13 protein-coding genes, 1 tRNA gene and 1 pseudogene are annotated in these 26,148 nt (G+C 71.1%); 7 read left to right on the top strand and 8 right to left on the bottom strand.

Annotated elements, in window-relative coordinates; genetic code table 11:
- Window positions 1-19: 19 nt before the first annotated feature.
- Window positions 20-1,234, bottom strand: a complete 1,215-nt coding sequence (locus tag MRQ36_RS02485; RefSeq protein ID WP_242792364.1) for a low temperature requirement protein A — start codon at window positions 1,232-1,234, stop codon at window positions 20-22.
- A gap of 142 nt (window positions 1,235-1,376) precedes the next feature.
- On the opposite strand from MRQ36_RS02485, the gene MRQ36_RS02480 reads away from it, so the two are divergent.
- Together MRQ36_RS02480 and MRQ36_RS02475 are read left to right on the top strand one after the other, a co-directional pair.
- Window positions 1,377-2,357, top strand: a complete 981-nt coding sequence (locus MRQ36_RS02480; protein WP_242800793.1) for an LLM class F420-dependent oxidoreductase — start codon at window positions 1,377-1,379, stop codon at window positions 2,355-2,357.
- On the top strand, window positions 2,354-3,154 hold the full coding sequence (locus MRQ36_RS02475; protein ID WP_242792362.1) for an SDR family oxidoreductase: 801 nt from the start codon (window positions 2,354-2,356) through the stop codon (window positions 3,152-3,154). Before MRQ36_RS02480 ends, MRQ36_RS02475 begins: the two co-directional genes overlap by 4 nt.
- Here MRQ36_RS02475 and MRQ36_RS02470 read toward each other — a convergent pair.
- The 6 genes and pseudogenes from MRQ36_RS02470 to MRQ36_RS34305 form a co-directional block, all read right to left on the bottom strand.
- Window positions 3,148-3,432, bottom strand: a complete 285-nt coding sequence (locus tag MRQ36_RS02470) for a hypothetical protein (RefSeq protein ID WP_242792360.1) — start codon at window positions 3,430-3,432, stop codon at window positions 3,148-3,150. The two genes, MRQ36_RS02475 and MRQ36_RS02470, sit on opposite strands and share 7 nt — an antisense overlap.
- Window positions 3,411-5,743: pseudogene (locus MRQ36_RS02465) on the bottom strand (transglutaminaseTgpA domain-containing protein). Before MRQ36_RS02465 ends, MRQ36_RS02470 begins: the two are co-directional and overlap by 22 nt.
- Complete coding sequence (locus tag MRQ36_RS02460) at window positions 5,719-6,864, bottom strand: DUF58 domain-containing protein (RefSeq protein ID WP_242792358.1); 1,146 nt, start codon at window positions 6,862-6,864, stop codon at window positions 5,719-5,721. The pseudogene MRQ36_RS02465 and the gene MRQ36_RS02460 overlap by 25 nt, the downstream one beginning before the upstream one ends.
- A 3-nt stretch (window positions 6,865-6,867) precedes the next feature.
- Window positions 6,868-7,863 carry a MoxR family ATPase gene (locus tag MRQ36_RS02455; RefSeq protein WP_242792356.1) on the bottom strand — a complete coding sequence of 332 codons (996 nt, stop codon included), beginning with the start codon at window positions 7,861-7,863 and terminating at the stop codon, window positions 6,868-6,870.
- Window positions 7,864-7,888: 25 nt separating this feature from the next.
- A complete protein-coding gene (locus MRQ36_RS02450) occupies window positions 7,889-10,525 on the bottom strand; it encodes a fibronectin type III domain-containing protein (protein WP_242792355.1) in 2,637 nt (878 codons plus the stop codon).
- A 152-nt stretch (window positions 10,526-10,677) separates the two neighbouring features.
- The gene (locus tag MRQ36_RS34305) at window positions 10,678-13,056 is read right to left on the bottom strand and encodes a tetratricopeptide repeat protein (RefSeq protein ID WP_374249800.1); all 2,379 of its coding nucleotides are present in this window, start codon (window positions 13,054-13,056) and stop codon (window positions 10,678-10,680) included.
- Between the two features lie 244 nt (window positions 13,057-13,300).
- Here MRQ36_RS34305 and MRQ36_RS02440 point away from each other — a divergent pair.
- Window positions 13,301-13,384: transfer RNA gene (locus MRQ36_RS02440), tRNA-Leu, on the top strand.
- Between the two features lie 2 nt (window positions 13,385-13,386).
- Here MRQ36_RS02440 and MRQ36_RS02435 read toward each other — a convergent pair.
- Complete coding sequence (locus tag MRQ36_RS02435) at window positions 13,387-14,904, bottom strand: recombinase family protein (protein ID WP_278187410.1); 1,518 nt, start codon at window positions 14,902-14,904, stop codon at window positions 13,387-13,389.
- 733 nt (window positions 14,905-15,637) lie between these two features.
- Between MRQ36_RS02435 and MRQ36_RS02430 the strand changes: the two genes are divergently transcribed.
- The 4 genes from MRQ36_RS02430 to MRQ36_RS02415 all read left to right on the top strand — a co-directional run bounded on the left by MRQ36_RS02430 (window position 15,638) and on the right by MRQ36_RS02415 (window position 25,744).
- The gene (locus tag MRQ36_RS02430) at window positions 15,638-16,174 is read left to right on the top strand and encodes a hypothetical protein (RefSeq protein ID WP_242792353.1); all 537 of its coding nucleotides are present in this window, start codon (window positions 15,638-15,640) and stop codon (window positions 16,172-16,174) included.
- Entirely contained in the window at window positions 16,171-18,939 is a 2,769-nt protein-coding gene (locus tag MRQ36_RS33765) for a LamG domain-containing protein (RefSeq protein ID WP_242792352.1), read from the top strand. The genes MRQ36_RS02430 and MRQ36_RS33765 overlap by 4 nt, the downstream gene beginning before the upstream one ends.
- Window positions 18,940-19,058: 119 nt before the next feature.
- On the top strand, window positions 19,059-25,520 hold the full coding sequence (locus MRQ36_RS02420) for an RHS repeat-associated core domain-containing protein (RefSeq protein ID WP_242792351.1): 6,462 nt from the start codon (window positions 19,059-19,061) through the stop codon (window positions 25,518-25,520).
- Window positions 25,517-25,744: a hypothetical protein gene (locus MRQ36_RS02415; protein ID WP_242792350.1), complete on the top strand. Its 228-nt coding sequence runs from the start codon at window positions 25,517-25,519 to the stop codon at window positions 25,742-25,744. The genes MRQ36_RS02420 and MRQ36_RS02415 overlap by 4 nt, the downstream gene beginning before the upstream one ends.
- Window positions 25,745-26,148 lie beyond the last annotated feature (404 nt).

Here is a 26,148-nt window from a genome sequence, read left to right as displayed (position 1 = left end):
GGGTCGATGGGGCCGGCGGTCAGAACGGTGGGGCGGCGGCTTCGGGCGGGCGGCCCCAGGCGCGGCGGGCGTCGGCGACCGCCACGGCGAGCAGCACCAGGGCAGCCGCCCAGGCCGACGCCAGCGGCGCCACGTGGATCAGGACCGGGATCAGTCCGAGCAGGACGAGGAACGCCAGCCAGCGCGACGGTGAGACGCGGCCGAACACCTCGTACTCGAAGCGGGCCCGGCCGGCGAGGAAGATCGCCGGCCCACCGAGGATCATGGCGATCCACGGGATCTCGCCGTGTCCGGTGGGGTGCTCGTTGACCAGCTCGTAGCCGATCGCGGTGGCGACCACGCCGACCACCATCACCAGGTGGGTGTCGGCGGCGGACCGGCCGATCGTGGCGGGATGGGCGGCCCGGGTGACCGCCTCGGCAAGGATCTGTCCGGCCCGCTGCACGTAGATGCGCCAGAGCAGCACCGAGGTGACGACTGCGGCCGCGAAGCCGGCGGTCCTGGTCAGGCTGGTCGGGTCCCGGCTGTACGACACCCCGGCGACCAGAATGGTCTCGCCGAGCGCGACGAGGAAGAACTGCTGGTAGCGCTCGGCCAGGTGCTCACCGTGGATGTCCCAGCGGGAGACGGTCGAGCGGCCCAGCCCCGGCACCGGCCAGCCGAACCGCTGCGCCAGGTACTCGAGCACGAGTGCGGTCACCCAGAGCACGACCCGGGGGTTCGTGGGCAGGAACGCCCCGACGATCCAGAGCACGCCGGTGGCGCAGAAGGTGATCAGCATGCGCTGTTTCAGTCGCCGGTACTGCGGGCGGCGCAGCGCGAGCAGCAGAATCCCCGGCCGACTCACCTGCGCCACCACGTACGCGACGGCGAAGGCGAGTCCGGTCGTGCTGAACGCCCGGGGGACCGCCACCCCCATCACCATGCTGCACACCAGCGCGGTGATCACGATCGTCTGCAACCAGATGTGGTATGGGTCGTAGCGGCTGGTGGTCCAGGCGGTGCCCTGCCAGAGCGCCCAGAGCGCGAAAAGCAGGATCAGGGTCTTGCCGCCTCCGGTGAGCGCCCGCCACACGCTCCCGTGCGCCGGCTCCACGGCCAGGTCCTCGAAGGCGCGGGCGCCGATCCGGGTCAGCGCGAAGACGTACACCAGGTCGAAGAAGAGCTCCAGGAAGGTGGCCCGGCCCCCCTGGTCCTCGGGCAGCAGGGCGGCTGGCTCGGGGGTCCTCACCATCGCCTCCCACCCTCGGTCCGGCCCACCTGGCAGTCGTAACACTCTTTCCGGGCGTATCGGAGCACAACGCCCGGATCCCTGCGGGATCTTGCTCGGGGCGGCGGCCAGCGGGCACGATCGACCGGTGACGAACCGATGGGGTATGACGGTGCCGCTGAGCGGGATCCCGCTCGCCGACCACGCCGCGGTCTACGCGGCCCTCGACCGGGCCGGCTTCACCGACGTCTGGTCCTCCGAGGTGGCCGGCACCGACGCGTTCACCCCGCTCACGCTCGCCGCCGCCTGGCAGCCGCGACTGCGCCTCGGCACCGCCATCACCCCCGTCTTCACCCGGGGGCCGGGGCTGCTGGCGATGACCGCCGCCGCGCTCGCCGAGACCGCCCCCGGCCGGTTCGCCCTCGGCATCGGCGCCTCCTCGCCGGTCCTGGTCCGCGACTGGAACGCCGGCCGCTTCGACGAGCCGTTCCGGCGTACCCGGGACGTGCTGCGATTCCTCCGCGCGGCGCTGCGCGGCGAGACCGTCGACGAGGTCTACGACACCTTCACCGTCCGCCGGTTCACCCTGGAACGCCCGCCGGCCGTGCCGCCACCGGTGCTGCTGGCCGCGCTGCGCCCCGGCATGCTGCGGCTGGCCGCCGCCGAGGCCGACGGGGTGATCCTCAACTGGCTGGCCGCCGACGACGTGCCACGGGCCCTCGCCGAACTCGGCGACCGCCGACCCGGCTTCGAGGTCGTCGCCCGGATCTTCGTCTGCCCCACCGAGGACGCCGGGCACGCCCGCGCGCTGGGCCGCCGGCTGATCGCCGGCTACCTCACCGTGCCCGCGTACGCCGCCTTCCACCGTTGGCTCGGCCGCCAGGACTCGCTCGGGCCGATGTGGGCGGCCTGGGACGCCGGGGACCGGCGCGGCGCCGCCGCCGCGGTGCCCGACGAGGTGGTCGACGCACTGGTGCTGCACGGCTCGCCCGAGCACTGCGCCGAACAGGTCCGCCGCTACGCCGCCGCCGGGGTGGACGTACCCGTGACGGCGCTGCTGCCCACGCCCGAGCTGTCCGCCGGCGGCGCGGCGGCGCTCGCCGCCCTCATCCCCCGACTCGGCGTCGCGGACGGGAGCCGACAATGAACCTCACCGACCGGGTGGCGGTGATCACCGGCGGCGCGGGCGGCATCGGCTCCGCCCTGGCCCGCCGGTTCGCCGCCGAGGGCGCCGCCGCCGTCGTGGTGGCCGACCTGGCCGCCGACGCGGCCCGCGCGGTCGCCGACGGCATCGGCCCGGTCGCCCACGGCGTCGCCCTCGACGTCACCGCGCCCGACCAGGTCCGCGCCCTGGTCGCGCAGACCGAGCAGCGGTACGGCCGGATCGACCTGTTCTGCGCCAACGCCGGCGTGGCCACCGGCGGGGGAGTGGACGCGCCCGACGCGGACTGGGAGCGGGCCTGGCAGGTGAACGTCCTCGCCCACGTGCACACCGCCCGGGCGGTGCTGCCGGGGATGCTCCGGCGCGGCGCGGGACACCTGCTCTTCACCTGCTCGGCGGCGGGCGTGCTGACCGCCGTCGGCGACGCCCCGTACACCGCCACCAAGCACGCGGCGGTCGGCTTCGCCGAGTGGCTCGCCATCACCTACCGGGACGCCGGCATCCGGGTCAGCGCGCTCTGCCCGCAGGGCGTCGACACCCCGATGCTCGCCGACGGGCTCGCCGCCGGCCACCTCGGCGCCCGGGTCATCGCCGCCTCCGGCGCGGTGCTCACCCCCGGCCAGGTCGCCGACGCCACCATCGCCGGGCTGGCCGAGGAGCGTTTCCTGATCCTGCCGCACCCCGAGGTCGCCGCGTATGCCCGGCGGCGCGCCGAGGACCCCGACGGCTGGCAGGCCGGCCTGCGCAAACTCGTCCGCAAGCTGCGCGCCGCCGGTCAGTAGGAGCCGCCTCCGTGACCGGCCGCGTCGCCGTAGGTGCTGTTCTCCAGGATCGCGGCGGAGTAGCGGTCCGTCGGATCGGCGCCACGCTCGAAGGTGTCACGATGCGGCCGAGGGGCGGAACGGCGCAGCTGCCGGGCCGCCTTCGCCGCCGCCGCCAGCCGCTCCGCACGGGTCACGGGTCGGCGGCGACGACGGGACCGCGCGACCACGCCGGCCGTGGTCGCCGCCGCGAGGACGAGGGCGGCCAGCGTGACGATCAGCCAGATCCCGGTGGACACGCCTGCATGGTAGGAGGCGGCGGCCATCGGACGTCAGCGACGCCAGCGCAGCGGACCGGATGCACCGACCAGAGCAACCGGCGCCACCACGGGCGGGCCGAGCGCAGCGCCGAGACGTACCCGTCGGCCAGCGTCGCCGCCCGGTCGGCCTGCGCCCCGGTGGCCGTGCCCGGGGCGAAGGCCACCTGGTTGAGCAGCGCGGCCAGCTCGCCCACCTGGGCGGCCGGCCCGTCGACCGCCCGGGTGCCGGCGGTGGTCAGCGCCGTCCCGTCCTGCGCGAGGGCCCGGCGGGCCCGGTCGGTCACCTCCGCGGCGGCCAGGTCGTCGCCGACCGGGTGGCCGGCCAGCCGTAGCGCGTCGGTCACCTCTCGCCAGGCGCCGGCGACGCGTTCGCCGGGGTCGCCCCGCTCCAGCCGGGTCCGGGTGAGGTTCCGGCGCGCCAGGTTCAGCACCAGCAGCAGCCCGCCGACCACCAGGATCAGCCCGCCCCCCACCAGCGCCGGCGTGGAGGGCCCGACGTCCCGGCGCGGTGGGCCCGACGCCACCGCGGCCGGCGTGGCGGTGGGCTCCACGGTCGGCTCCGGCACCTGCGACGGCGGCGGGTCGTCCGGGGTGGGACGGAAGTCCTCCTCCACCGGTCGCGGTTTCTCGTCCGGCCGGGGCATCGGGTCGAACGGCACCCAACCGACCCCGTCGAAGAGCACCTCCGGCCAGGCCGACGCGTCCGCCGCCCGGACCGGGCCGTCGCCGCGCGGCCGGAACCCCACCACCACCCGGGTCGGCAGGCCGGTCAACCGGCCCAGCACCGCGAACGCCGCCGCGAACTGCTCCGACGTGCCCTGCTGCCCGCCGCCGTTACGCGGTCCGAACAGGAAGAACGCCAGGTTCGGGTAGGCGTGCCCGCTCGGTGCGTCCGCGGTCACCCGGTAGTGCTCGGCGAGGAACTGCTCGATCGAGGCGGCCCGCGCGTACGGGGCGCCGTTGGACTCGGCGAGCTGGGCGGCCAGCCGGCGCAGCGGCTCCGGCACCCCGTCGGCCACCCGCAGCTCCCGGGCCACCGCGTCGCCGGCCGGCACGTTCGCGGTGGCCAGCAGGTTCCCCTCCGGACGTTCCCGCGCCGACGTCACCGCGTACCGCAGCCCCGGGGTGAGCCCCTCCGGCCGGATCAGCGTCCCGGTCGCCGGGTCGTACGCGGCCCGGGCGCCGGTCACCTCACGCGGGGTGGCCACCGCCGGCAGCAGCCGCCCGGTCAGCTCCGCCACGGTGATCTCCTGCCGGACCGTCTCCACGGTGACCCCGGGCGGCGACTGCGACACCGGCAGGATCCGGCCCGCGTTGCGGTACGTGGCACCGACCCGCCAGGTCACCCCGTCGTAGTCGCTCAGCACCGCCAGCCGGATCCGGGCGTCCGGACCGCCCCCGCGCACCTCCAGCAGCTTCTGGTCCGGGTTCAGCGCCCACCCGGAGATCCGGATCAGTGGGTTCTCGTCCAACGACTCCACCCGGGGCGGCTCCACGTAGCGGCGGGGATCCACCGGCCGCCGGTCCACCTGACCGGCCAGGGCCGGGCCGAGCAGGGCGGCCACCCCGACGACCACCGTCAGCCCCGCCGCCGTGGCCCCGGCCAGGCGCAGCCGCACCGCGGCGCGTACCGCCGGGGTGAGACCGGCCGCCGGGTCGCCGGCGTCGCGCCGGCCCGGCACCGCCAGCCCCACCGCGGCGACCGCGGCGAACGCCACCGTCGGCCAGATCGCCGGCTCGGCGTTCGGGCCCACCACGTAGACCGCCCCGGCATAGAGCAGCGCCGGTGGCAGGTAGCCCAGCAGCACCCGGCCCGCCCGCAGCGCCACCTCCGCGCCGGCCAGCCCGGCCAGCCAGGCCGCCACCACCGGCACCAGCACCGTGTCGGGGGCCGGCTCGACCGGGATCATCGCGGTCAGCAGCCGGGGACCGCGTTGCGCGCCGCGTCCCCGGCCACCCCGGCCAGGCTGCCGGGCAGCTCGGCGTGTGCGGCGGCCAGCCGCAGCGACAGCGCCGTCCACCCGGCCAGGGCGAGCACCGACAGCGGTGCGACCAGCCACGACGGCAGCCGCCGGGCGGCCACCCCGACCAGCACCGAGCCGACCGCCGCGCCGACCGTCAGCCGGGTCAGCAGGTCACCGGCGTACACCCGGCCGAGCACCACGCCGGCCAGGGAGATCATCGCCACCAGGGCCAGCGGCACCGGGACTGCGCGCAGCACGTCCACGGGCCGCCACCACGCCGCCCGGTCGGCGTCCGACCCGGTCACCACCGGCGGATCCCGTCCCACCCGGCGGCGAACTCCGCGCCGTCGGCCGCATCCAGCACCACCAGGCCCGCGCCGCCCGGCGGCGTCGGTTCGGTCGCGCCGAGGACCGCCACCATCACCGACGGGTACGTCCCCCGCAGCGCGCCGACATGCCCGAGGTCACCACGGCCACCCGGCCCGGTCAGGAAGACCAGGGTGTCGCCGAGCCGCTCCTGCCGCAACCGGCTCACCGCCGTCGACAGCACGTCCCCGCCCCCGTCGGTCAGCCCGGCCGCGGCCAGCCGGTCCAGCGGCGGGTCACCACCCGCCGGGTCCGGCGCCACCAGCAGCAGGGTCACCGGCAGGTCCTCGCGGACGGCGGCGGCCACCACCGACGCGGCCGCCTCGCAGCCGGCCTCGAAGGACTCCGCCACCCCGGCCGACCGCACCGGGTGCGCGGCGGCCCGGTTGTCCAGCACCACCACCAGCCGGGGCAGGCTGGTGTCCACGTTCTCCCGCACCATCAGCTCACCCACCCGGGCGCTGGTCCGCCAGTGCACCCGGCGCAGCTCGTCGCCGACCACGTACTCCCGCAGCGAGTCGAAGGTGATCGACCCGTGCGGCACCGCGTCGGTGCGGCCGTCCAGGCTGCGTCCCGCCCCCGGCGGCACCGCGCCGAGCGGATGGATGCGCGGGTGCACCCAGACCGGCACGGTCTCCCCGTACGGTCGGGCCAGCGCGACCAGCCCGAGCGGGTCGCGGCGGGTGACCCGCAGCGGGCCGATCGGCACCACGCCGCGGCGGTGGGTCGGCACGTCGTAGCGGACCGTGGTGTCCCGCCCCGGCCGCAACCGCAGCACCGGCACCGGCACGCACCTGTCGCCGCAGCGGTCCTCCGCCAGCAGGTTCGCCGCCCGCAGCCGCCCGGTGTTCCGCACGATCAGCGTCACCACGGCCGGCTCGCCCCGGGCCACCCGGTCCGGGTCGACGCTGCGGGTCACCGCCAGCCGGGGCCGCCAGGCCGCCGTGACCAGGGCGTACCCGACAGCGACGCCGGCCGCCGCGCCGAGCACGGTCAGCTCCGGGTACGCGAAACGGAAACCGGCGACCAGCAGCACGACGGCGGCGACGAGCAGCCCGACACCCCGGGCGGTGATCCGCACGGCTCAGCCGCGTACCGGGGCGGGCTGGCCGGAGGGGAGCGGCACCGGCACCGAGGCGACGGCCTGGCGCAGCACCTCGGCGGCCGTCACCCCGCGCACCTGCGCGTCGGCGGTGAGCAGCAGCCGGTGCGCGAAGACCGGCTCGGCGAGGGTCTTCAGGTCCTCCGGCATGATCCAGCCCCGCCCGTCGACCAGCGCGTACGCGCAGGCCGCCCGGGTCAGCGCGATCACGCCCCGGGGACTCACCCCGACCCGCACCTGCGGGTGGGTACGCGTCGCGGCGGCCAGCCGGACCGCGTACGTGTAGAGCGGCTCGGCGATGTGCACCCGGCGGGCCATCTTCACCATCTCCCCCACGGTGGCCGTGTCGGTGACCGGGCTCAGCGAGTCGGGGGAGCGGACCGTGGCCCCGCGCAGCACCTCCACCTCGACCGCCTCGTCCGGGTAGCCCACCGAGAGCTTCACCAGGAACCGGTCGAGCTGGGCCTCCGGGAGCCGGTAGGTGCCGTCCATCTCCACCGGGTTCTGGGTGGCGACCACCAGGAACGGCTGCGGCACCGGGTGGCGTACGCCGTCCACGGTGACCGTCCGCTCCTCCATCACCTCCAGCAGCGCCGACTGGGTCTTCGGCGACGCCCGGTTGATCTCGTCGGCGATGACGATGTTGGCGAAGACCGGACCGGGGTGGAACTCGAAGCCCCGGGTGGCCTGGTTGAAGATGGTCACTCCGGAGACGTCCGAGGGGAGCAGGTCCGGGGTGAACTGGATGCGCCGCCACTCGCCCTGCACGGTGGCCGCGACGGCCCGGGCCAGGGTGGTCTTGCCGACCCCGGGCACGTCCTCCAGCAGTACGTGCCCCTGGGCGAAGAGCGCGGTCAACGCCAGCCGGACCACCTGCGGCTTGCCCAGCACGACCGCGTTGACGTTCTCGGCCAGCCGGGCGGCCAGGGCGGCGAAGCCCTGCACCTCCGGCTGGGTGAGCGGTTCGTGGCTGTTCACGTGCTCCGGTGCTCCTCGACTGGGGTCAGCAGGTGGGCAGGACGGTGATGGTGTCGCCGCCGGACAGGTTGAGCCAGGCCCACGGAATGTAGTTCCGTCCCTTGTACTCGACCCGCACCCACCAGGTGCTCTGCTTCTGGCTGTTGTAGATCCACGAGTCGACGTTCTCGCCCTGGATCCGGCAGTACGCCTTCAGCCGGGTGCCGGGCTTCGCCCAGCCCACCTGCTCGGCGTTGTCCTGGCGCGGCACCGAGAAGATCTCGTTGCCGTTGCGGTCCCCGGGCACGTCGCGGTCACAGTAGGTGCGCTGGTCGCCCGTCGGGCCGTTGTTGCAGGTGGCGATGCCGTACAGCGGGTCGGTCGACTGGGTCCGGTCGGCGGTGCCCTTGCCGGCCGCGTTGCTCGCCGTCACCGTCACCGAGTACGCCGTCCCCGGCGTCAACCCGGTCACCCGCAGGCTCGCACAGTTGCCGCTGGCGCTCTTCCCGCCCGCTACCGCCGAGCAGGTGGCCTTCCCGCCGCCCGCGTCCACCGTGAACGTGACCGTCACCGAGGTCGCGTCGGCCGACGAGCCGGTCACCGTGACCCGGGGCGCGGCCACGGTACGGGCGGTGGTGGTGGCCTCCGGGCCGGGGCCGGCCTCGTTGACCGCCTTCACCTTGACCGTCACGTTCTGCCCGTCGCCGAGCCCGCTGACGGTGGCCCGGGTGTCGGTCACCTCGCTGCTCCGCCCGCCCACGTCCACCAGGTATTTCGTGACCGGGCGGCCGTTGTCCACCGCCGGTGCCCACTGCACCGCGATGGTACCCGGCCGGTTGGCGACGGTGGTGGCGCGCAGTTCGGTCGCCGGGGCCGGCGGGGCGAACGGCACCACCGTGTTGCTGACCGGGGAGGCCGCCGAACCGGCGCCCTTGTCGTTGACGCTGACCACGGTGAAGGCGTACTGGGTGCCGTACTCCAACTCACCGGCCGGCACGATCAGCTGCGTCTTCGTCGACTCGCCGGCCGGGGCGTTGGTGCCGGCCGAGGTCGCGGTCACCGCGTACCTGGCGATGGTGTTGCCCTGCCCGTTCGCGGCCGGCCAGGTCACCAGCACCGTGCCGTCCGGCCGGGCCTCGGCGGTGACGGCCGACGGCGGGTCGGGCACCGCCGCGGTCGGCGTCACCGGGTTGCTCCGGCGCGCCGGCCCGTCGCCCTTGGCGTTCACCGCGTGCACCGCGAAGGTGTACGTCTCCCCGTTGGTCAGGCCGGTGACCTCCACCGCCCGTTGGTTGGCGCCCACCTCGTGCCGCTGGCCGGCGCCCTCCACCACGTACCGGCTGATCTCGGCGCCGTTCGCGGCGGCGGCCCGCCAGCTCACCCGGGCCGAGGCGTTGCCGGCGGCGGCGGTGACGTTCCGGGGCGCGCCCGGCTTGCCCACCTGCGGCTTCTTCGGCGGGGGCGGCGGGGCGACCGGCGGCGGGTCGCCGCCGAGCACGTCGTTGGCGTACTTGTTGACCGTGCGGACCTGGTGGTGGTCGTCCACCACCCGGGCGGTCGCCGCGTTCGGAGCGTTGATGAACAGGTGGTTCTCCCGCACCTCCAGCTCCAGCGGGCCGGCGGAACCGGTGCCGGGAACGGTGTCCACCAGCTTGCCGTCGGCGTCGAACGAGTAGACCGTGCCGGTCGTCTCGTCGCCGCAGTAGAACCGCCCCGCCCAGGCCACCGCCGGGCTCAGTTCGGTGCCGCTGCCCGGCACGGTGAACTGCCGCACCTCGCCGTCCTCGCCGACCACGTGCACCCGCCGCTCGCCGGGCACCGTGACGGGCACCTGGGTGCCGCTGGTCCGCGCCGGCAGGGTGGCCGGGGCGCTCAACGTCAGCCTCGCCCGCCGGGTCTGCCCGGAACGCACCGTGACCAGCGAGGCCGAAGTGCGGTCGAGCACCGCCACCCCGTCGTCCAGGGTGGAGACCACCAGCTCGTGCGCGGGCTCCGCCACGTCGTACGTCTCGACCCGCTTCGGGCTCAACCCGGCACCCGGCGACGGCGGCGCACCCGTCCGGGTCGGCAGCGCGGCGCCCGTGACCGCGGAGACCGTACCCTCGCTCGGCACCGCGATCCACAGGCGACCCTTGCCGTCGAACGCGCCGCCGGTGATCCCCGGCGGATAGCGGACCGGCTCGCCCACCGGCGTCAACGACCGGGGGTCGAGTTGCCGCACGATGCCCTGCACCGCGTCCACCACGAACGCGGTCTCCTCGTGCAGCACCACGTTGACCCCGAGACCGGGCGTGGTCGGCGTGGTCGCGGTGATCTGCAGCGTGGCCAGGTCCAGCGAGCTGACCTGACCGGTCCGCAGATCCCGCAGCACCAGCAGCCGGTCGGTCTGGGTGACCTGCACCGAGTGCCGGCGCGCGCCCGGCACCTCGACCCGGGTGTCGACCCGGGCGGTGACCCCGTTGACCCGGGCCAGCTCGCTGCGGCCCGTGCTCCACAGCCAGGACGCGGCGTCGTAGTTCGCCACCGCGTTGTCGGCGGCGCCGAGGCCGAGGACGGTCAACCCCATGGCGGCCAGCAGCGCGGCCACCGTACCGATGGTCACCAGCCCGCCCCGCCGGAGGCGGGGGCGGCGGGGCCGGGCCGGCTCCGTCCCGGTGTGCGCGACGTCCTCGATGGTGGCCACAGCCGGTCGCCTTCCCGTCTCGGTGCGGGGGAGACGGGCCGTGCGGCCGCGACCCTCCCCAGAGCCGGGAGCCATCATATGGGCCGGTCGCGGGCGGGGGAACCCGCACCGTCCGCCTGTGGACACCCAGCGTGTCCGCAGTGGCGCGACGGTCAACCCGGCGACCGGCCACCCTCCCGGTCCGTGCAGACCTGCCCGGAGGTTGCGAAGCTGTCCGTCGAATAGACCGCGAGCACCGTGAAGCAGTAGTCCAGCCGGGCGTTCAGCCCGTTCACCGTGTAGCTGGTCTGCCCCGCGTCCACCGTGGCCATCACCCCCAACCGCTGGCCGGCCCGGCCGCCCGCCACCATGAACGGCACCCCGCCGCCGGTCGGGTCCGTCCAGGTGATGGTGATGGTGGTGCTGTCGTCGCGCAGCTCCAGCCCGCCCGGCGGCGCACCGGACGCCTCCGGCGCCGCGCCCGTCGGCCCGGGTGCCGGCGCGGGCGCCGGATCGTCCCGGCCCAGCACCACCGCACCCACCCCGACCAGCGCGGCCACCGCGACCGCGACCCCGCCGGCCACGACCGCCCGCCTGCGCCCGCGCGACGCCGGCTCCGCCCCCATCGGGTACGCCGCCGGCGGTGGCCCGCCCTGCTCCCCGGGGTACGCCGGGAAGGGTGGCTCCACGTGGCCCGGTGCCGGTCGGTCGGCGAGGTGCCCCGCCGGGACGCCGCTCCACGACGTCGTCGCCCACTCCGGTGACGGCGACCCGCCGACCGGTGCCGCCGGGTTCACCGGCGGCGGGCCGAAGGCCGGACCGCCGACCGGGTGCGGCGGCTCGGCCGGCGCGTCGACTCGCGGTCCGGCCGCCGCGTTGGCACGTGGTCCGGCCGGCGCATCGACGTGCGGGCCACCGACCGGCGTTCCGGGCACTCGTCCCGCCGGTTGGGGTGCTCCGAGTTCCTGCTGGGCCGGGTAGGGCGTCGCGGTCGGGTAGGAGGGCCCGGGTCCGCCGGCCGGGTGGGCGTTGGTGGGAACGCCGCTGGTCGTGTAGGAGACGGCGGGTGGTCCGCTGGTCGGCTGGGCGGTGGCCGGCGCGCCGCTGGTCGGGTAGGAGCCGGGCGGTCCGCTGACCGGAGGGGCGGTAGTGGGAGCGCCGCTGGTCGGAAAGGAAGCGCTGCTGGTCGGGTGGGCGATGCCGGTCGGGCCGTTCGGAGGCCCCGCCGACGTGCCGGCGGGTAGTCCGCCGGCCGGGGTCGGGCTGGCGGATGCGTTCCGCTGGAGCCGGGGCACTACCGGGGGCGGGGGGAGCGGCCCGTCCGGGCTCGGGACGACCGGAGTCCGAGCCGGCGGTGCCGGCGGGATCGTCGCCCCGGTCGGCGGCGCCGTCGTCTCCAGCAGCGGGGCGATCTGCTGCACCGCGATGGTCGGCTTCGCCCAGCCAGGTGCGCGCACCCCCGGCTGCTGGTCACCCGTCCCGCTCGGTACACCAGGCGCCGCAACGGGTGCCTCCGCTGAAGGTGTTGCCGCTCCACCGGCCGACGCCGACGTGCCGGCCGGTCGGGCGGTGACCGACGCCGGTGGGGCGACCGGCGGTACCGGTGACGGCGTCCGCGGTCCCAGCGGCGTTCGAGGCGCCGGTGCGGACGACGGCACCGGGGGTGCGGCGGCCGGGCCGGGTGGCGCGAAGGTCGGGTCGGCAGGAGTGGAGGCAGGGCCGGGAGATGCGGTGGGTGCCGGGCTCCACGGTGCCGGTCTCGGGCTCCACGGTGAGGAGGATGCCGGGAGCGGCGCGGGGCTGGGCGGGAGGGCGGGAACGGCCGGGCTGGTCGCCGGTCCGGGCGCTGGCCGGGGCGGAACCGTCGCCGCGGACGGCGGTGCCCAGGGCGACGGTTCCGGGACGTGCGCGGCGGCCGGTGCGATCGTCGGCTGCGGCTGCGGCTGCGGCTGGACTTCGGGTCCACGGAGTGGCCGGTCCGGCCCGGTCAGGGGCGGTGCCGGCATAGGCGCGGCGGGGACAGCCCGGGCCGGTGGTGCCGCCGACCCGGCGTGCGGAGAGCGGGGGGCGGGCACCGACGGCAGGGTCATGGTCGGCCCGGCGAGGTCCGGCTGCGGTCCCGGAGCGCCCTCGCCGAGGTACTCACGGGCGTTGCGTACGGCGGGGTGGTCGGGACCGAGCACGGCGGGCCCGACGGTGGCGACGCGGCTGTAGTTGCGGCGGGCCTCGTGCCGGTTGCCCAGCTCCTCGGCCACCACGGCCAGGTCATAGGAGACCGCCAGCATCAGCGGGTCGGCGTCGCCGCGCCCGCGCTCCCCGGCCGCGTACGTCTCCTCCAGCACCCGCCGGGCCGCGGTCGGGTCATCCGCCTCGTGATGCAGCCGGGCCAGCAGATGGGCGTTCTCCAGCACCTCCGGGTGGTCCTCCCCGTACGCCGGACGGGCCGACTCGACCGCGGCTTCCAGCAACTGGCGGGCGGTGGCCAGGTCACCGGCGGAACGCAGGGCGAGCGCCTGGTGCCGAGCGACGCTCAGGGGGAAGGGGTCGGACACGCCAGCAATGCTGCCCGTAGTCGGTGGCCGGACGCCACCCGCCGACTACGGCGCCCCGGCCCGGCGGCCGAGCGAGTCCGCCGACCATGCCGCTGACCTGCGGTTATGCCCGGCATGATCGGCCAGGCTGCGGCGATGTGCATGATCCATCCGGGCCGTGTACAGTAATGCCCCGTGCGGCCCGCCAGGGCGGCCGAGGGGCGACGAGGTCGCCTCCGGCCGACAGGGTAGGCTGGGCGAGCAGGTCCGGGTGGCGGAATGGCAGACGCGCTAGCTTGAGGTGCTAGTGCCCGTATAGGGCGTGGGGGTTCAAGTCCCCCCTCGGACACGTTATTTCCACACGAAGCGTGATAGTTCTTCGTGTTTTGCGTGATCCCCGTCCCGTTGGGCGGGGATTTTTGCTGTGGCGGCGAAGCCGCTTCCGTGTCGGTTGAGCGTGTGTACCGCGGTCTCGGATTCGATGGTCCATGCGTGGTGGTCGCACACAATGATCATGTTGTTGGTGTGCAGGTAGGTGGCGACCTTATCCGGGTCGGGGCTGCGCAGCGCAGGCTGGTGCCGGTGTAGTCCGCGGTCGTGTCGGATGCGGTCGAGCAGGTGGTCTTCCCGGATGTAGAGGATCTTCGGTCGGGGTGAGGTCTTGGTACGGCTGCTGGTGTGGCCGTGCCGGCAGCGGTATCCGGGGCGGCCGTGGACCCAGTGGGAGTCCATGATGCGGCCGCAGACGCCGCAGCACACGAGGCCGGCCAGGAGGTAGCGGCGGGGAGCGCCGTCAGCTGGGGTGGGCGCGGTGTGGATGGCCTGGGCCGCGATGAACTGTGCCTCGGTGACCAGTGGCGGGTGGGCGATCTGGCGGGAGATGACCCACTGTGGGGCGGCGTTCCGGCGCTGGATTTCGTGGTGTCGGCTGATGGTGCCGTCTGGCTCGATGTCGTCGTGGTCGGTGCGTTGCCGGTTCCACACTTGGCGGCCGGTGTAGCGGGGGTTGGCGAGGATCGCCGCGACGGTGGTCAGCATCCATTGGTGGCCGCTGCGGTGGCGGTTACGTGCCGGGTCGGCGCCGGACGGGCAGGGTATGCCGGTGTCGTTGAGGGCGCGGGCGATGCTGGCCACGCTGTAGCCGGCGAGCCGCTGCTCGAAGATCCACCTGACCCAGGGTGCGGTGGCCGGGTCGGGTTCCAGGCGGTGCAGGCGGCGTCCCCAGGCGGCGTGGGCGCGGTTCGGATGAGGACCAGCGTCCACGAGGCGGTAGCCGTAGGGTGGTCGGCCACCGAGATGCCGTCCTTGGAGTTCGGCTTGGGCGCGCATGGCGGCGGTGGTGCGGTGCCGGGCCCGGGACACCTCCCGCTGGGAGTGCACGCCCAGCAGGTCCAGCAGCGCCACCTGTCGGGGGTTGTCGAAGTCCACCGGTCCGTGGGTTTCCGGCAGCCACAGCTGCACACCATGCTTGAGCAAGGTGGGGGTCAGTTGTTCGAGTTGCTGGCCGTGGAAGGCGCGTTCGTACTCACCCACGACGATCGCGTCGAACCCGCGCGCCGGCTCAGCCATGGCGGCGAGCAGCCGTGCCGCCTGCGGCCGGTCCGGCCACGCGATCCGGCGAGAGACACCCTCGTCGAAGAACTCGACCACGATCCGACCGTGGCCGGCAACCAGGTCCTCGGCGTAGTTGCGCTGCCACCGGCACGACGACGCTCGATCCTGATGATCGATGGTGGACATCCGGCCGTAGAACGCAAACCGCAGCTCCTCCGGCGACGGGGTGAACCGCCGTGGTCGGAACCTCCGTTGTTGAGTCGCCCACGATGTGAGGGTGGGCTGGCCGGGGATCACATCTGTTCGCGTCGTCATGGGACCTCCACGATCGGCACGCCTGCCTGCTCATGGCCTCTTCCAAGCTAGCGGCCGGAGACGAGATTGTGGCGGTTCGTCACCCATGCGAGTGATCGAGCGGTCGTCGCTGCTGCCTTGCGCCGAACGGCGAGGCCAGTGACAGCACACGGCGGCCGCCGCGATGACCTCTTCGGCGGCTTCGAAGGTGCCAGCGCCGAGCACGCCAGTCACGAAATCCTCGCGATCACGAGGCCCTGCAGGCAGGGCGTGCAGGCCGGTCACGCTGCGTTGCTTTCGTGCCTGCCCTGCGTGTAGGTGTCCGGATCCTCCTTGCAAGTTGTGAGGGATCTTTACAGCAGGTGATCGTGATCTCTACAGTTCGGCGACTTCATTCACGGTAATCAACGGGGGACTTGTGGTGACTGCTGCCCGGCTATGGGTTGGTCCTTCCTCGGCTGTTCATCGGCCACGGCGGCGCTCGGCGCTGGTGCTGTCGATGGTGCTTCTCGCAGGCTTGTTGGTGGCACCGGGTGCTCCAGCGGCGGCAGCTGCGTCGGCGCCGAGGGGACCGCTGGTGGCGCGGGACGTGGCAGCTGCCTCGCGCTTGGCGGAGGAGTCTGGGCAGCGGGTGGAGGTAGCCGCGGGGCGGTCGGAGCTGACGCAGGTCTTCGCGTTGCCCGATGGCGGATTCCAGCAGGAGTCAGGGGTGGTGCCCCAGCGGGCGCGTCGCGCGGATGGGTCGTGGGCGCCCGTGGACCTGTCGTTGGTCCGTGGTGGGGACGGGTTGTGGCGTCCGGCGGTGTCGGTGGCTGATGTGCGGTTCTCTTCTGGTGGCAGCGGGCCGATGGTGACGCTGGTGCGCCAGGGCATGAGTTTCAGTCTGTCGTGGCAGGGTGGTTCGTTGCCGGCGCCGACGGTCGCGGGGGAGTCGGCGACCTATTCGGAGGTCTTGCCGGGTGTGGATCTGGTGGTGCGCGCGACGTGGACGGGCTTTTCTCATGTGTTGGTGGTGAAGACGCCGGAGGCGGCGGCGAACCCGGCGTTGCGTCAGCTGCGGTTCGACATCGGTGGTGACGCGCGGGCCGTTCAGGCCGGCGACGGCGGGTTGCGTGCGGTCGCTAACGGTCAGGTGTTGGCGGAGTCGGCGACGGCGACGATGTGGGATTCGACGCCGAGTTCAGCGGCGCGACCGCAGACGACGGCGCGCGTCGCCGGCATGGCGGCGGCGGAATCGTCGCCTGCGGGCCCTGGGGACGCCGCTGCGACGCGCCCGTGCGGACGGAGGTGACCAGCGACGGAGACGTTCTGCTGCACCCCGATCAGACCTTGTTGACCGGCGGGGATGCGGTGTTCCCGGTGTTCATCGACCCGCCGTGGTCGACGGGCAAGAGCCGGTGGGCGTACGCGACCAACAACAACTCGTCCAACTCGGATGTCACCGTCGCGCGGGTCGGTAAGAGCCCGGACACCGGGGTGCTGTATCGGTCGTTCTTCGACTTCCCTCTGGCGGGTATCGCGAAGAAGTACATCGCGAAGGCCTATGTGCAGGCCACGCTGGATCACTCCTATTCCTGCGATGACACGATCACCTACCTGTGGCACGCGGGACCGATCTCTTCGACGCCGCGCACAAAGTGGTCGCCGACCATGAAGCAGGCTATCGAGAACGCGTACTCGCACGGCAACGAGGCTGACGGGTGCGGCCCGAAGGACCCGGACATGACGGTCACCTTCGAAAGCTCGGTGATCACGAGCAAGATCCAGGATCATGCGGCGAACTCCGCTCCGTACATCACGCTGGCGTTCTGCGCCTGCGCGGGGAATGGCAGCGGTGAGACCACCCAGGATCGGTGGAAGAAGTTTTTCCCGAACAGTGTGAAGTTGATCGTCGACTTCAGCTCCTACCCGGGACAGCCGTACGGACTGCAGACGACCGGCGCCGCTTGCTCGGCCGGGGTGCGAGCGACCATCGGCACGCTGACGCCGGCCCTGTCAGCGGTGTTTCCTGACGCGGACGGGACGCAGGCGTTGACGACGAAGTGGGAGTGGTTGGAGATCCCCGCAACGGGGACCTACAACGACAGCACCCCGCGTAAGCCGGCACCGGCGGGCGCGTCGGTTCCGGCGGGCGGCCGGTCGACCACGGCGGCGCTGTCGGGTCTGGTCAACGGCAAGTCGTATGCGTTCCGGGCGATGGCCACCGACCCGGCCCCGTACAACCTGGCCAGCGCGTGGTCGGCGTGGTGTGAGTTCACGACCGACGTGAGTTACCCGGACGTGACCGCGACGGTGACGACCCTGCCTGCGGGGCCGGGGGAGAAGGGCGTGTTCACGCTGTCGTCGAACACGTCGACGGTGATGAAGTTCCGCTACGGCTGGAGCTCTCCGCCCACGACGGAGATCACGGCCACGGGGGCGGGTGTTCGCACGGCGACGGTGACTCTGACCGCCCCGAAGTTTGGGGAGAACATCCTGTACGTGTCGGCGATCAACTCCGCCTTGACAGAGGGGCAGGGGTCGGTGGCCTTCATTGTGGAGCGGCCGGCGCCGCCGGCGAACTGGTGGAAGCTGGAGACACGGCCGGGAGTCAACCAGACCCAGGCGCTGACCGACGACCGGGTTGGGGCGCCGATCGCCACTCCGCTGGCTCCGACGGGCGTGACCTGGTCGCCGAATCTGCGGCTGCCCGGGGCCGCGAGCCCGACTTTCAACGGGTCATCCTCGGCGTTGAACCACAACCAGCCGGTGGTGGACACGACCCAGTCGTTTAGCGTGGCGGCGTGGGTGCGACTGTCGGCGCTGCCGACCAGTGAGGACAACGTCGCGGTCAGCCAGGACGGCACGAGCGCCGCAGGGTTCCAGCTCGGCGTGCGGATGGCGGGATCGCCGTTGACGCCGCGATGGGCGTTCGTCATGAAGGACACCCCGGACCAGACCAGCGCGACCCGCTCCGCGGCTGCGGTCGCCGCCCTGACATCCGCCGACGTGGGGAAGTGGACCCACGTGGCGGGGGTGTTCGACCGGCCGTCGGGCAAGATGCAGCTCTACGTCAACGGCACACTGGTCGGTGACGCCGACCGAGCGGCCACACCCTGGGCAGCGACCGGGATCTTCTCCATCGGCCGTGGCTTCAACACGACGCCAGCGAAATGGTTCACCGGAGCCATCGCCGACGTGCAGGTCTACGACCGGGTCCTGGTAGCCCAAGACTTCACCGGCAGCCTGGCCACGGATGCCTACCCCTACAACGAGCCGGGCATGGTCACCGCCCCGAAAACCTCCGCATGGGACTTCAAGAACGCCTACCCCTGCTACGAGATCACCCCGGACCCGGCTACCTGCCGGGTAGCAGAGGTGGGCGACTTCAGCCGGCAACTCGCTCTCACCGAAGGCACCTGGGTCGGTTACGGGCAGCGCAACAAGGCGTTGCTGCTGGACGGCTCTCACTTCGTTGAGGATCCGGCCGATCCGCACTACAACCAGGTCACCCAGGAGTACGGCCGCGCCCAAAACAACCTCGGGGATGAGATCAACCCGAACTGGAGCGACGGGGCGGTGGTGCGCACAGACGCCTCGTTCACGGTGTCGGCGTGGGCGCGGGTGGACGCCGCAACTGGCCGGCAGACGGTCCTGTCGCAGGACCACGCCTCCGGATACAGCGGTTTCGACCTGCAGTTCACCGACACCTCCGGCGGGCAGTGGGCGTTCACGATCCGCGCGGGCGCGACCAACACCACCGCCATCACCACCGCGGCTGCCGCCGCGACGGACCCGACGGAATGGCACCAGCTGACGGGGGTGCTCGACGTCGAGCACCGCCAAATCCGCCTTTACGTCGACGGGAAGCTCGCGGCCACCACACCGATGGCCGCCGCCTGGCAGCGATGGAACGCCACCGGACCGTTCGTGGTCGGCCGCTCCGACCAGCCCGCCGGGTTCACCGACTGGTTCCGTGGCGGCGTGGACGACGTGGTCGCCTACCAAGGCGCGTTCACCGACGGCGGCGTGCGCGACCTCTACGACACGCAGGTCAGCCAGACGGGCGACGAATGACCACGCCACCGCACGCCGCTGACCAGCTGCACGATCAGGAACCGGCACCTCGCCGGAGGATCACCCGAGAGGACCTGCACAAGGTGCCGACCCCGACCAACCGACCCCACCGGACTCGAATGCTGTCCACGCCACGTCGCCTGATCGCGGCGACCCTGACCGCGATCCTCAGCGCCGGCGCGCTCGCAGTACCCCCGGCGCAGGCCAAGCCACACCCGACGCACCACAGCGTCCCGGTCGAGAAGCTCGACTCGATCGGCGGACCGGCGAAGCACAAGGCGCTGCCGACCAAGCCGGCGAAGACCGCGACGTGGGCCAAGCCGATTTGGCCGGCGCCGGGCCGAGCCCGCGCCGCCCTACCGGCGACCACCACTCGCGCCGCAGCCGCCATCCCTGCCCGTGTCGGAAGCCTGCCGGTCACGGTGACCCGTGCCGCGACCACCACCGGCCGCACCGTCACCGGAGTCGATGTCGAGGTCCACGACCGCGGCAAGAGCCCCAGCGCCTGGCGAAACGGCCTCCTGCTGACCCTCCGTCCTGAGGGTGCGGCAGGGCCGGCGGACGTTGATGTCACCGTCGACTACAGCACCTTCCGCCACGCCTATGGCGGAAACTGGTCCTCACGGCTCAAGCTATGGACGCTCCCATCCTGTGCTCTGACGACCCCCTCCGCAGCCGACTGCCGAGCGACCGCGGTGAAGTCGGTCAATTCCGTCGCAGAGGGGACCGTGAGCGCCCGGGTGGCCGTAGGGTCGGCTGGCACGGTGATGGCCCTCGCGGCAGGTCCCGCTGGTGTGCAGGGTGACTACTCCGCCACGCCGCTGGCCGCGTCTTCTACCTGGTCCTCCGGCGGATCGACCGGCAACTTCACCTGGTCCTACGACATGCGCGTCCCGCCGGCGGCCGGTTTGGCGCCGAAGGTGTCCCTGGCCTACTCCTCCGGAACTGTCGACGGGCGCTCGAGCGCGGAGAACAGCCAACCGTCGTGGGTCGGTGAGGGCTTCGACTACTCACCCGGGTTCATCGAACGTAGCTACGTGCCGTGCAGCGAGGACATGGCCGGCTCGGCCAACAACACGGTGAAGACCGGCGACCTGTGCTGGCGCTCCTACAACGCGACCATGTCCCTCAACGGTGGCGGCAGCGAACTGGTCTTCGAAGCCGGCAAGGGCTGGCACTCCCGCGACGAGGACGGCGCGAAGATCGAGAAGCTACCCGGGGCTAGTAACGGCGCCAACGGCGGTGAGCACTGGAAGGTCACCACCACCGACGGCACCCAGTACTTCTTCGGCCTGAACAACCCACCCGGCCAGAGCACCGCCACGAACTCTACGTGGACCGTCCCGGTCGCCGGGAACCACACTAATGAGCCGTGCAACGGTGGCACCTTCGCGACGTCGTTCTGCAACCAGGCCTGGCGGTGGAACCTCGACTACGTTGTCGACCCCCGCGGCAACACCATGTCCTACTGGTACAGCCCGGAGACGAACCGGTACGGCAAGAACCTCAACGCCAGCGACAAGGCCGTCTACACCCGTGGTGGCACGCTGAGCCGCATCGATTACGGCACCTGGGACCGGTCCGGGAGCCGATCCATCATCTCCACCGGGCAGGTCACGTTCACCGCCCTGGACCGCTGCGACTCGAACTGCACCAACCACAGCCCCGGTGTCAGCTGGAAAGACGTCCCCTGGGACCAGGAATGCACCTCTACCGCCACCACCTGCGGCACCAACTACGCGCCCACGTTCTGGTCCACCAAGCGGCTGGCGAAGGTGACGACCCGCGTGTGGGACACCACCAAGACCACCCCGGCCTGGCAGGACGTCGACTCCTGGACGTTTACGCACACGTACCCGTCGGTCGGTGACGGCAGCGACTACGCCGGCATGTGGCTGGCCTCCATCGTGCACACCGGTCTGGTCACCAACACCACTGCCACCGGATCCACCGCCACCGTTCCCGACAACCTCGCCCCGATCGCTTTGCCGCCGGTGACGTTCGAACCCACGTCCCTGCAGAACCGGGTCCTCGCCTCGCACAACACCACGAACAACCGCAACCGGATCGGCAACATCATCACCGAAACTGGATCCAAGATCCAGGTCACTTACAGCGACCGCGAATGCTCCTCCAGCAATCTGCCCAGCGCGCCGGAGACCAACACAAAGCTTTGTTACCCGGTCATCGGGCCGGATCCCTACAACCCTGACGGCCCGGACATCCGCGAGTGGTGGCACAAGTACGTCGTCCGGCAGGTGTCCCAGTCCGACATCCCCGCTGTCGTCGACGGCCTCGACTACCAGGCCCCCGTGCAGAACACCTTCTACGACTACCTCGGTGACCCGGCCTGGCACTACGCCGACGACGACGGGCTCATCAAACCCAAGCGCAAGACGTGGAGCCAGTTCCGCGGCTACCGCACCGTCGAAACCCGCACCGGTGACGCACCCCGGCAGACCCTGACCCGCACCACCTTCCTGCAGGGCATGCACGGCGACCGCCTCAACACCGCCGGCGGCAGCCGCACCGTCGCCATCGGCGCGTCATTGGGCTCGGAGACCGTCTACGACGAGGACCAGTTCGCCGGCATGATCCGCGAGGAGGTCGTCTACAACGGCACTCTCACCAAGCCGGTCAGCAAGACCGTCCACGTACCCTGGCGCTCCCCGGAAACCGCGACGCGCACCATCAACGGCGACGCCGTCACCGCCCGGTTCGTCAACACGAAGACCACCTACCAGGCGACCGCGCTCGGCGTCGACGGACAGGACGGCTGGCGCACTACGCGCACCCAGGCGAGCTTCGACGACTCCTACGGCACCGTCACCTGGACACAGGACGACGGCGAGTGGCCCACGACCGGCGACGAGCAGTGCACGACGCTCACGTACAACCGCAACACCAACGCGAACATCACCGGCACGGTCAAACAAACCACGACAACCGGGCTGGCCTGCGGCCAAAATCCGACCAGCACCAACGACATCATCTCCGACACCCGCAACACCTACGACGGCGCTGCCAACCCGGACATTGAACCCACCTACGGTGCGGTCACCAAGGTGGAGAAGCTCAAGACGTGGTCCGCATCCACCGGCACCACCTGGCAAACCACCGCCCAGAGCACCCAGGACGTATTCGGTCGCCTCGCCTCTGCCACGGATGTACGCGGCAACACCACCCTCACCACCTATACGCCGGCCACCGGCCCGGTCGCTTCCGTCACCACGAAGAGCCCCGACCCCAACGGGGGCACCGACTGGAGCACCACCGTCACCAACGCCCCCTACTGGGGAGCACCGGTCAAGACCACCGACCCCAACGGCCGCGTCAAGGACAGCACCTACGACCCGCTCGGCCGGGTCAGCAAGGTATGGGCCGTCGGCTGGGACCGCGCCAACCGCGAGGCCACGCCGTCGGCCTCTTACAGCTACTCCTACGCGTCGGGTCGCAACGCATACCCGTACGTCCAGGTCAGGACCCTCCACGCCGGCGGCGGATATCTGACCACGTATCAGATCTTCGACGCCCTGCTGCGGCCCCGCCAGACACAGTCCACCGGCGCGAACGGTGACCGTGTCATCACCGACACGATCTACGACAAGTCAGGTCGTGTCGACGCGACCTACGCCGCCCACGGCAAGATCGGCGCGCCATCGGGCACCCTGTGGGCCCAGCCTGAGTCGTCGGTGCCCGCCGTGACCCGCACCGTCTACGACGACGCGTCCCGCCCCACCGCCAGCATCCTTCTCGGCACCGACGAGGTCATCAGCCAGGTCGAGAAGTGGCGCACCACCACCACCTACCTCGGCGACCGAACCAGCGTCACCCCACCCAAGGGCGGTACTCCCACCACCACCGTCACGGACGCTCAAGGCCGCATCATCGAGCTGCGGCAGCACATCACCAGCCAGGGCATCGACGGCGCCTACCAGAGCACCCGCTACACCTACAACCGCAAGGGCAAGCTGACCACCGTCGCCGACGCCGACGGCAACGAATGGACCTACGCTTTCGACGTCAAGGGCCGCCAAACCTCCAGTAGCGACCCCGACAAGGGCACCACCAACAGCACGTACTACGACACCGACGACCTCGCCACCACCACCGACGCACGGGGCGAGGTCTTGGCCTATCAGTACGACACACTCGGACGCAAAATCGGTCTCTACGACGACACCATCTCCACCGCCACCAAGCGGGCGAGCTGGAAGTACGACAAGACCGACATCATGTTCGGCGGTGAGGTCGTCCGGGGACAGCTCACCGAAGCCACCCGCTTCGACCCACCCGGCTCCACCAACGCCTACAAGCAACGGTTCCTCTCTTTCACCAAGCGCTACCAGCCCGGCGCGGTGCAGTACGTCATCCCCGCCACGGAAACCGGCCTGAACACCACCTGGGAGATCGGCTACGGCTACCGGGAGCAAGACGGCTCACCCAGCAGCGTCACCATGCCCGCCGCCGGTGACCTCAGCGCCAGCGAAACCGTCACCACCACCTACGATGCCACCTCCGGCCTGCCCGTCACCCTCACTACCGGCTCCACCTACGGCGGCAGCTACGTCATCGGACAGCAGTACACCGCCTACGGCGAACCCACCCTCACCACCCGCAAATCCAACGCCGGCAACTACGTCGACGAGACCAACACCTACGACCTGACCACCCGCCGGCTCACCAACACTCACGTCAAACCCGAAACCTCCACCGGCACCGTCTCCAACCGCACCTACGACACCGACGACGCCGGCAACATCACCTCCATCACCGACCAACCCCAGGTCGGCCCGACCGACACCCAGTGCTTCCAGCAGGACCCGCTCGGCCGGCTCACCACCGCCTGGACCCCCAAGTCCGGCGTCGACTGCACGACCGCACCGTCGGTCGGGAACCTCGGCGGCCCAGCCCCCTACTGGCACGACTGGACCTTCGACAAGGTCGGCAACCGCCTCACCGACACCGCCCACACCAGCGGCGGCGACACCAAACACAGCTACATCGTCCCCGCCGGCGGCAAGGACGTAGTGCAACCGCACGCCACGACCGCCGTCACCACCGAAACACCCGGGCAACCGACCGTCACCAACGCCTACGCCTACGACAACGCCGGGAACACCACCTGCCGACCCGCCGGCAGCAGCACCAACGCCTGTGCTTCAGGAAGCGCTTCTCAAAACCTGTCCTGGGACCCCGAGGGACACCTCACCAGCATTTCCGGCGATGCTCCTACGGCTGGCAGCAACATTTATGACGTCGGCGGCAACCGCCTCATCCGGAGAGATGCTACCGGCACTACCCTCTACCTGCCGGATATGGAAATCCGCTGGAACGGCACTAATCGCAATACGACACGCTATTACACGTTCGGTGGCAAGCTCATCGCCTCCCGCACTGCTGGCGCCCTCACCTGGTTGTTCGCTGACCATCAAGGCACCCAATACGCCACGGTCAGCAACTCGAGCACACAGACTGTTGCCCACCGCTACCAAACCCCCTACGGAAACTCCCGCGGGTCACAAGTCTCCTGGGTCAACCCCAAGGGTTTCGTTGGTGGCGATAACAGTCCCACCGGGTTGATCCACCTCGGCGTACGCGAATACGACCCCAATCTCGGTCGATTCATCTCTGTAGACCCCCTACAAGACTTGGCAGATCCGCAGCAATGGAATGCCTATTCCTACGCTAGCAATAGTCCGGTCACCTCAAGCGACCCGAGTGGGCTTAGTCCAGAGGACGCCCAATGGGCCGGTGGGAAGCCGTCGCGCCACTCCCAAATCAACACCGAACTGAGGTATGGCGGCGCTGGTTGCGGATCGGAGTGCAAGGCGGAGCAGCGGCAGGACAACGAGAAGCGCAGGTGGAATCCAACCAATCTCAGGTGTCAATCACGCTGCATCCACTTGGATCCGGAGTCACCTTCCTCGCGCAAGACGAAGAAAGTGGTTCCTGATGCGGTTTCAACTGGACAGTGGCTTTGCTTGGCGCAAAAGTGCGTGGCGGGATCACCGATGATTCAGTGCGCCAAGTTCAACGACTGCAGAAACGTCGAAAAATATCTTGATGACACAAGCTGTGCTAACTCTGTTGTATGTATAACGAGGAAGCTTGTAGACATCATCGCTGTAGCCTTAGTGATTTATGCTCCGGCGCTCGCCGCGTCGGGGGGAGTTGTTGCAGGTTCAAGACTTCTCCGGCCGGCAACAGCTAGTTCGCGCGGCATAAGTCAATTCGGCGGTGTGATATCAGAGGAAGGTGTCAACGCGGCCGGAGGGCGTCTGTTTGTTTCTAGTGGAGAGATCGCTCAAAATGACTTCGTGGGCATCGTCAACGGCGCCTTAATGCGGGGCGACGAAGTGCACATCATCAGCGGCGCCCACGGGCTCCCCGACGGCTCACTGATCTCTGATGCCGGCTTCTATGCTGATGATGTCGCAAGGTTTGGTAGTCTCCCTGGAGTTACTGTCCACAACCTGCCGTCGATGTCTCCTGCTGAGGTGCAGCAGGTGCTTCAAGGGCCGGGTACAATTATCGGCGGCTTCTGCAACAGCGCCGTTTGTCTTGCATCCTTCAAGTGACCGTTGTGGAGATCGACGTGAGCGTCGACGAGAGTCAGCCGATTCGCGAGTATGTGGGACTGATCTGGATTGAAGAAAAGCCGGGCATCCGCCTACGTATTCTCGCCAGGTCTCTGGAAGAAGCTAGGTCCCTCGTTTCTGAGGAATATGGAGATGGCCATGTAATTTCGATTTGGAGTGAGGGGGATGCTGCCAGCCCGCGATCAGGGAAGCGCTCTACATGAGCGAAGATGCGTCGTTGGCTCGAATCTGTTGCCGATAATAGACTGAGGTTTTGGTAAATCCTTTCGGGCCTCCCGCTTCGAGGGGACGGTGCGAGTGGTCCTCAGTCCGCCAACGGAATAGTGCATCGATGATGCCTTGACGTCCGTCGAAGCTTTCATGCAGCAGCCAGACGGTGTTATTCTGTGTGCCCAATCTCGGCTTCGCCGATCAGTTGTCGCTGATCGTCATGCTCTAGAGCGAAGCGAAGAAAGAATTCGGAGTCCAGCGAGCATTGACAGCGCCCGCAGGCGGCGCGGGCGTGGTTCGGGTGGGGGCCGGCGTCGACGAGCCGGCAGCCGCACGGTGGCCGGCCAGCGAGATGTCGGCCCTGCGGGTCGTCACGCAAGGGCTTGCCGTCGACGGC

The organism is Micromonospora sp. R77 (assembly GCF_022747945.1).
Lineage (GTDB): Bacteria > Actinomycetota > Actinomycetes > Mycobacteriales > Micromonosporaceae > Micromonospora.
This window is presented reverse-complemented; position numbering and strand designations above follow the sequence as displayed.

Coding starts and splice junctions, on each gene's coding strand:
- MRQ36_RS02435 (WP_278187410.1), bottom strand. CDS start 14,904: ATGACGACGCGAACAGATGTGATCCCCGGCCAGCCCACCCTCACATCG.
- MRQ36_RS02420 (WP_242792351.1), top strand. CDS start 19,059: ATGCTGTCCACGCCACGTCGCCTGATCGCGGCGACCCTGACCGCGATC.
- MRQ36_RS02475 (WP_242792362.1), top strand. CDS start 2,354: ATGAACCTCACCGACCGGGTGGCGGTGATCACCGGCGGCGCGGGCGGC.
- MRQ36_RS02485 (WP_242792364.1), bottom strand. CDS start 1,234: ATGGTGAGGACCCCCGAGCCAGCCGCCCTGCTGCCCGAGGACCAGGGG.
- MRQ36_RS02480 (WP_242800793.1), top strand. CDS start 1,377: ATGACGGTGCCGCTGAGCGGGATCCCGCTCGCCGACCACGCCGCGGTC.